This is a genomic window from Shewanella sp. SP2S2-4 (genome assembly GCF_031932025.1).
Taxonomy (GTDB): Bacteria; Pseudomonadota; Gammaproteobacteria; order Enterobacterales; family Shewanellaceae; genus Shewanella; species Shewanella baltica.
On record NZ_JAUOER010000044.1, the window covers coordinates 1 to 9222 of the forward strand.

The following is a 9222-nucleotide window of genomic DNA, read 5'->3' on the forward strand; positions in this document are numbered from 1 at the left end:
GCACCAATCCGAGTGCAAATACGACGAGAAAAATGATGAAGTACTTTATTTTGAACATGGTTTATTCATACCCGACTGTCACCCTAAATAATGATTACGTTGTCTAACACCACTAAAACACCACATCGACCACCAACATAAAGCAAACATAATGTTAACGACAAAACAGAGTAAACACATTAAAAGTTAAACTAAATAAGCAATAAAATTCATTTGTTTGGTGATATACACTATAAATTGTTAATGATAATGTTAACTGTGATGTTAATGCGCTTTTTGATTTTCGTGATAAATGTAACGTATATAAGGTGTGTGAAACATGATCGAATCTTTACGTCTATTGGCACAGCACAAATCATTTACCGAGCTTTTGCTTTCATCCACGCTCATTAATGTACTGTCACTGGCATTACCATTCACTATGCTGCAAATCTATGATCGGATTTTACCCAATGAGGCCTATGGCACAGCCAGTGTATTAGCGATTGGCGTTGGGATAGCGATACTTCTGGAACTGCTGCTGCGCTATATACGTAGTTGGTTGCTTGCCCTCAATGCTTCAAACTATGAGCTACAAACCACCACTCAATTTGTCGACCGGCTAATGAAGGCGGATTATCACCATGTTGAGCAATTAGGGGCAGGCAAAATACTCCACGGAATTACGAGTATCGCGACCATGCGTGAGATTTACTCTGGGCAAGCAGCAGTCGCATTAATGGATTTCCCTTTTGTTATCATATTTTTAGCCTTGGTAGCCTATATTGGCGGGCCATTAGTCTTTATCCCCATACTGGTTTGGGGTATAGCAGGCGTTGGAGTGTGGCAAATCGGCAAAAAACTCGCCATCGCCACCCGAGAACTCGCCATAAGTGAAGATGAACGAACCCGCTTACTCATTTTAGTGTTATCAGGCTTAACAACGGCAAAGGCCCTAGCCTTGGAATCCCGAATTACCTCTGCCTACAAAAAAATCAACTACCAAAGATTAGCGCAGCAAAATGAGGTTGATTGGCTATCATCCAAGTTACAAGAATGGATCCAGGGGGCTTCACAGGCCACCACACTAGCACTGGTACTGATTGGCTGTTTTGAAGTCTTAAATGGCGATCTAACAACGGGGGGATTAGCCGCATGCTCAATCCTTGCAGGCCGAGCCGTAGCGCCCTTAAGTGCCATTGGCAGTTTAAAAGCGAAGTTTGTTACCGCGCAATCTGCAATGCAAGATGTTAACGAAATCATAGCCTCCCCTCCAGAATCCTTAAATGGTAATAAGATTTACCATCAAAAATTACCCTCAGGCCCCATTCAATTTGATCAAGTATCTGCACAACAAACAGGGGCAAAGCTTAAGCACATTAACCTGACAATCCCCGCGGGTAGCCTGGTCACTGTAACCTCAAACCCACTCACACATGCCAGTTTATTGTTAAGTACCGTGGGCGGATATCATCAGGTGACTGAAGGTGCCATCAAGATTGATTCTATCCCATTAACTGAACATGACCCGCTGGAGTATCGCCAATCCATTAGTTATGTGTCGCCATGGGCAACGTTATTTGCAGGTTCCATCTTGGATAACCTGACTCTCTTTCGCCATGAGCGGGAAGCCTATGCCATGGTTCTCGCTGACAAACTGGGCTTATCTGCCACGATTGCGCAGTTGCCTGCGGGCTATCAAACCTTAGTGGGTAATAATGACAGCCAAATGCTCAATAAGGGTGCCATAAAGCTCATCGCCATTGTCAGAGCGCTTGCCCAATCCCCTTCGATACTCTTACTCGACGAGCCTATGGTCTCCCTCGATGCAGACTCTCAGCAACGTCTACTTGCTTTGTTACTCGAACTCAAAAACCACATCACCCTGATTGTGGCCTCCTATTTTACGGAAATTGCAGCGATCAGTGACTATCGCATCCATATTTCATCTCAAGGGGATGCAACCATGATGTCAAATGGGGAACTTTAACAATGCATAGCCAAACCCAGTCTGTCCCAAACTTAAAATCCCAACTAGTCACACTATTTAATCAACTCGGACTTAATGCCCAAGCCAAGAATATTGAACGCAGTGCGTTAGTCGATGATGCGAGTTACTTAGATTTGTATATCTTATTTAAAAAACATCATGTTGTTGCCGATTTACGATCTCTTGATCCCGAGGTACTCAGCCATACAATTTACCCGTTCCTGATCCTACCCGAAGAGGGCGAACCGCAAATAGGCCGCAGAAGCCAGCACACCTTTGAGTATTTAGGCCCACACCATCAATGGCAACCACTCACACTCCCCACTGATGGAAAAGTTTTTATTATTAATAGCCTACCTTCTTCCAATCAAAAAAGGAGTCGCTTTGCAAGCCAGTTTAAGCAGCAAAAAAAGTGGTTCAAACCCGTTTTTTTGTTAAGCCTCGTCGCCAGCTTGACCGGATTAGCGATACCGCTTTTTACCATGGCGGTATACGACAGAGTCATTGGAGGACAAGCCCCCGAAATTTTACCTGGGATCGCAATAGGTGCATTGCTTGCCTTAAGCATTTTTATTTATAGCCGAATGCTGCGAGCCAAAGTACTGGCCAGAGCAAGCAATAAATTGGCAAGGGATCTCTCAGCCGTATCCTTTAATCAACTCCTCAGTATGCCGTTGATGATGTTATCCCGAGTTGGATTATCGAATCATTTAGCACGACTTCGTAATGCAGAAAAGGTGAGAGGATTATTGTCAGGCCCTAGCGGAGGTGGGCTGATTGATTTGCCCTTTACGATCGTGGCGCTTATTGCCATCACAGTTCTCAGTGGTTGGCTGGTATTAGTACCATTTTGTATGCTGATTCTGTTTTACCTAGTGATGAAAGCCCTAAACCGTTTTACCCAAGCCGCCAGCCCAACCATCAGTAATGACTATCAAAACAGTCTCAATGAACTAGCTAAAAATGTATTAGAGCTGAAAACCGCAGGGGAAACCGAAGGCTGGTACGCAGATTTTATCCGTCGTTGCCGTGAGCACTGCCGACAACAATTTTTATATACCAAACGTAATGGGCTGACAGCGGCAGTTGCCCATGCCATGGGGCTGATGACAGCCCTAGTTACCGTGTTTTGTGGCATTTTTTTAGTGTTAAATCAAAGTATATCACCCGGCGCTTTAATCGCCTGTGGTATGTTGATTTGGCGCATCACAGGCCCCGCCCAATTAGCATTTTCTTCGGCGTCTAAAATTAACATGATAACCAGTACTGTCACCCAGTTTGACCGTTTTATGGAGGTGACGACCGAATTTAATCAACTCCGCCTCGATGGACCTAACCTAAATAAAGCACCCGCGCTCAACTTTAAACATGTCACCTTTCGTTACAGTGCTGAAGCTGAACCTGCACTCTCTGGCGTCACATTTGATGTTGAAGCAGGAGAAACCGTCGCCATTATCGGCCCTAATGGCAGTGGTAAAAGCACCTTATTGCTGACAGCCATAGGCGTAATTGATACCCAAGCAGGCTTTGTCACTTTAGATGGTAAAAACCTGAAACAATTCGACCCCGAAGCTTTACGCCAATGGGCCGCATTCAGCCCGACCCACACCGAACTACTACCGGGCTCGTTAGCAGATAACTTACGGCTGGCTAAACCCGATGCCACCGATGATGAGTTGTGTCAAGCATTGTATGAAGCAGGTGGAGACGCTTTAAAAGAGGTGCTCGGTGGCGATTTAAATCGCAGTTTATCCGCTCAGGGAGCCAATATGTTTTCGGTGATTGGGAGTGGTTATATCAGCCTAGCTCGGGCCCTATTAAAAAAATCGCCTTTACTTGTCATGGATGAACCCATAGCCAACCGCAATCCTTTTGCGAAAAAAACCTTTATCGAAACCTTAACCAAGTTAAAAGGGAAAACGACTATTTTATTTACTAGCCATGATCAAGAACTGATCCAACACGCGGATAAGGTCGTTATCTTAGATAAAGGGTCAGTGGTTTATGCTGGTCCTATCCCAAACAAACCTAATGTAGACAATGGCAACCAATCAGTGGCTAGCATGGAGACAACACACAATGAATGATCGTCAACTTAACCATCGTTCTTTGCCAGAACACGAGTTCAGTCAAGCCATTGAAGCACCAGCAGAAAAGCGCATCATCAAACAAATCACCTACTTTATTGCGGGTTCAGTGTTCATTATGTTTGTGTGGTCACTGTTCACTAATATTGAAGAAATTGCCAAAGCGAAAGGTCAGGTTATCCCCCTTGGACATCAACAAGTGATTCAGAGTTTTTCAGGGGGAACCATAGCCTCTATCTTGGTCTCTGAGGGGGATTTAGTGAAAAAAGGCGATGTCCTCGCCAACTTTATCGCCATCGATAGCCAAGCTGCCGCTGAAGAGCTGGAAAGTAAACAAGCTAATCTGGTGCTCAAAATTGAGCGTTACAGTGCTTTTATCGAATCCAGAGAGGCCAACTTTGCTCGCTACCTTGAAAGTCATCCCAATCTTGTGAAAGGGCATATTAGTGATCTCGAACGGATGAATACCGAAAAACAAGCCATCATTCAATCTTCCCTCGCGGAAATCGCCAAATCGAAAGCTGAGTTGGCAAGTCTTGATCAAGAAATTCCGCCACTGAAACATCAAATCAATTCAGCCCAACAAACCATCAATATGATGGATTCCATCAAAGAATCTCAGGCTATCTCTAAGCTCACTATGCTGGAATCGCAACAAAAATTAGACTCCTACATACGTGAACTAAAAAGTATGGAAGGTAAACAACAGGTATTGGCACGGGATATTGAAAATCTTCAACGGCAGTTGGAGCAAAAACAAGCCACATTGCTAAAAGAGGTTGGTGAAGCTCGCACTGATGCACAAGCTGAATTATTAGGGATTACCGCACGTTTAAAATCCTCCGATTTGCAGATGCAACAAAACACCATTACCTCCCCTGTTGATGGCATCATCCAGTCCATTCCAAACACCTCATCAGGGAGTGTGATTCAACCAGGTGGCACAGTTGCGGTGATTGTTCCCACCACGCCAACAGCCCTACTTGAGGCCAAACTCTCCCCTCGGGACATTGGCTTTGTCAGTGTGGGACAAAACGCGCGCATAAAAATTGATGCCTTTGATTACAGTCGCTATGGGGCACTTGATGGTATCGTCAAACGCATCTCCCCAAGCACAGATGCAGATGAAAAAGGCGGCGTTTTTTATAAAGTACAAATCTCGATTGACAAGCCCTACTTTGGCGATCAACCCGATAAGCTAGAGCTGATCCCCGGAATGACTGGCGAAGCGGATATTGTCACAGGGGATAAAACCGTCTTTCAATACCTGTGGAAACCCGTATTTACCAATGTGACTGAAGCCTTTGGTGAACGCTAGGGAGCACGAACTATGAGCAAAAAAAAACCATTAACGCTCTCAACCGCAAAACGAAAAAGTCGCATTTCAGCAAAACTCGCCAAAAAATCTGAAATTGCCGCTAAAAAGCTTGATAAAGATGTCGCCAAGCTCAAGGCAAAGGAATTTAGAGGGAGTGAAGTCCAAAGCACTGCAAGCCCAGATATTGTGGCAAGCAAGTCTTGGCGCTTACCCTCGCACGCAGCAACGCAGCTTGTTAATACCGAAGAATCGACAGAGCAAAAGCCTGATTCGCAACCCGCTACCGTAGACATTGATAACCGCCATGTAACAGCCCAGTCAGCTAGCTCTAGCACAGACTCGGAAAAAACCTTGTCAGAGATGCCACAGCAAGCGGATGAAACGCAAACCCAAAATGCCCCTAAGTTCCAAGATTATGGTTCGAGTGAATCAACCCATTTAGGGCAAGGTCCACACTTTGACGACACACAATTGCCCCTTGTTACCCTCAGCCAACTCCCTGAAATTGGACATGTTAAGCAGCAGATTGAACCGGCAGTATTAACGGTATCAATGGCAAGAACCACATTAACTCAAATTGTGCGCCCCCCAATCATTAGCACTGAACAGCACACCCCACTCACCATTGACGAACAAGCCGGCCATCAATCGGTTAAAGAAGATGCCCCAGTCGCGAGTGCCTCTGGAAAACTGCACGCCCATGGGGGAATAGTAACCCCACTCCAATGGACGGTCGCAGAACATCAAGGTCAATTTGGTCACCTTGATATCGATCCAACAACGGGCGAATGGCATTACCAACTCGATAATAATGCACTTAACACTGATGCATTAGCCGAAGGTGAGCATCAAACCGAACAATTTACGATTACCGTCAGCAGCCCCAATGGCGAACAAGTAAACACTGTCATCATCATCGATGTCGAAGGCAGTAACGATCTGCCCCAAATTTTAGGATCGCACCTCGCCAGTATTAATTCGGCGGACTCCTTGCAGACAGTGATGGGGCAACTACGCAGTGTCGATCCCGATCATAACGATGTAATCACTTGGGCTGTGCTTCATGGACAAGGTCAATATGGCCAACTGAGCATCAATCCACTCACGGGCCAATGGCAATACCAACTAAATAACCATGCAAACGCCACGCTTGCTCTAGTCTCTGGCCAACAAGTGACGGAAACCTTTATCGTCACCGCAACAGATCAATCAGGCCATCCTGTTAGCCAGCAAGTCAGCATTCAAGTGAATGGGGCTGATAATACCGCCATCATTAAAGGTGATATGACGGGTTTAGTGACGGAAGATACTCAGGCTCTCAACGGCCAATTAACGGTATCAGGTCAATTAAGCATCCAAGATCCAGATAAGGATCAAGCCCATTTTTCGGCAGGTTCATTGCAGGGACAATTTGGCTATCTTACGATCGATGTAAACGGCCATTGGATCTACAGCGCCGATAACTCACTGGCCACCGTTCAAAGCCTTAAATCGGGTGAGCATCTTACTGATACTTTTACTATCCACAGCGCCGATGGTACTGGGCAAAACATTACAATCACGATTAATGGAACTGATGATAAGGCCGAAATATCAGGCACAACCTCGGCCTCACTCACTGAAGATAGTGACACATATCAAGGCATGCTTAGGGCCGATGGCAACCTTACCATCACAGATAACGACCACGGACCACACTTATTTACAGCTACAGAGCAATATGGTCAGTTTGGTACCCTCATCATTGATGAATTAGGCCACTGGACCTACACCGCAGATAACTCGCAGACGGCAATTCAAGCACTCAAAACCGGAGAATCCATCACTGACACCCTTGTGGTACAAACCCAAGATGGCACACAGCAAACCATCTCCATCACCATTCATGGTACCGATGATCACTCTGTGATTATGGGCACATCAGTAATGAGGGTGTTTGAAGACAAACGCCTTTCTCAAGGACAACTCCATACAGACGGTCAACTCTGGGTAAGCAATCCCGATACCGGGCGAGCAGGATTTGCAGCCGAACAACTCCAAGGTCAATTCGGCATATTATCCATCAACACCCATGGCCATTGGACCTACACAGCAGACAACAACAATCCCAGCATACAAGCTCTCAAGCATGGTGAATCCTTAACTGACACCCTGTTTGTACAAGCATTGGATGGAACAAGCCAAAAGATCACGATTCTGATCAAAGGTGCTGATGATAAAGCGATTATCGGTGGAACCGTCACCGCAACGCTTATCGAAGATCAATCTGCCCAGCATGGGCAATTACAGGCACATGGCACACTCACCATTACCGACCCCGATGCTGACCAAGCCCAGTTCACTGCACTAACCGATGTGGTTGGCAGCAACGGCTACGGACACTTTAGCCTTAATTCCTCAGGGGTATGGACTTACAACGCCGACAACACGCAGACTGCCGTTCAGCAACTCAATACTGGCGAGAGCCTCACCGATACCTTCACAGTCAGCAGTGTTGACGGCACTAGCCACACCGTGACCGTCACGATACAGGGCAGCAATGACGCGCCCGTGCTAGTTGGGCAAACGCAAAGTGTAACGGAAGACGGCACACAACTCAGTGGCAAAATGATTGCCACCGATGTTGACGCGGGCGACACGCAAACCTTCAGCCTTGTCAACGCCGTCGACGGCTTCACGCTGAATGCCGACGGCAGCTACAGCTTTGACCCAAGCCATGCCAGCTACCAACATCTGGCCGCGGGCCAGACGCAAGATGTGATTATTCCGGTCACTGTAACTGATAGCGCCGGAGCACCTAGCACACAAAATCTCACCATCACAGTCACCGGCTGCAACGACGGCCCAACCATCGGCGGTGTGAACACCGGCGGCACGGCCGAAGACAACAGCCAAGCTGTGACTGGCCGGCTCACCATCGCCGATGTGGACGACGGCCAGGCACATTTCATCGCCCAGACTGCCACGACAGGCAGTTACGGTAGTCTAACGCTGAACGAGGGCGGGCATTGGCAGTACCTGCTGGACAACAGCAAGGCCGCCGTCCAAGCGCTTAAGAGCGGCGAGACCGTTACCGACAGCTTCACCGTCTCCAGCGCCGACGGCACCACGCACACGGTCAGTGTCACCGTTGCTGGCCGTGATGATGGCGCCGTCATTGCGGGTACCGACAAAGGCACAGTCACCGAGGACACAGCCGTCACCAGCGGTCATCTGCAGGCTAGTGGCCAACTGACGATCACCGACTCCGATGCCGGACAAGCCCGCTTCACCGCCCAAACGGATGTGGCCGGCAGCAGCGGCTACGGACACTTCAGCCTGAACAGCACTGGCGCCTGGACCTACAGCGCCGACAACACACAGGCCGCGATCCAGCAACTGAAGGCTAGTGAAACACTTACCGACACCTTCACCATCAGCAGCACGGACGGCACTAGCCATACCGTGACCGTGATCATCAACGGTACAAACGACGCGCCAGTACTCGCGGCGCAAACACAAGCAGTCACCGAAGATGGCACACAGCTGACCGGCAAAATGATTGCAACCGATGTGGACGCCAGTGACACGCAAACCTTCAGCATCGCCCAGCCTGTGGACGGTTTCACCCTGAATGCCGATGGCAGCTACAGCTTTGACCCAAGCCATGCCAGCTACCAACATCTGGCTGCGGGCCAGACGCAAGATGTTGTCATCCCAATCATTGTCACCGACAACGCGGGCGCCACCAGCACGCAAAACCTCACGATCACGGTGACGGGCGCCGCAGATGGCGCGGTGATCGGCGGCGTGGACATCGCGACCGTCACCGAGGACACGGCCGTCACCACCGGTCATCTACAAGCCAA

4 protein-coding genes are annotated in these 9222 nt (G+C 48.0%); all 4 read left to right on the plus strand.

Going from position 1 to position 9222, the window contains the following annotated elements; genetic code table 11:
* Positions 1 to 319 precede the first annotated feature (319 nt).
* Positions 320 to 1969 (plus strand): ABC transporter transmembrane domain-containing protein, encoded by a 1650-nt coding sequence (locus Q4Q54_RS21480; RefSeq protein ID WP_311890642.1) that lies wholly within the window; start codon positions 320 to 322, stop codon positions 1967 to 1969.
* A 2-nt stretch (positions 1970 to 1971) separates the two neighbouring features.
* Positions 1972 to 4056: an ATP-binding cassette domain-containing protein gene (locus tag Q4Q54_RS21485; RefSeq protein ID WP_311890643.1), complete on the plus strand. Its 2085-nt coding sequence runs from the start codon at positions 1972 to 1974 to the stop codon at positions 4054 to 4056.
* Complete coding sequence (locus Q4Q54_RS21490) at positions 4049 to 5374, plus strand: HlyD family type I secretion periplasmic adaptor subunit (RefSeq protein WP_311900999.1); 1326 nt, start codon at positions 4049 to 4051, stop codon at positions 5372 to 5374. Before Q4Q54_RS21485 ends, Q4Q54_RS21490 begins: the two co-directional genes overlap by 8 nt.
* 12 nt (positions 5375 to 5386) lie before the next feature.
* A partial coding sequence (locus tag Q4Q54_RS21495) for a VCBS domain-containing protein (protein WP_311989517.1) occupies positions 5387 to 9222 on the plus strand: 3836 nt, incomplete at its 3' end.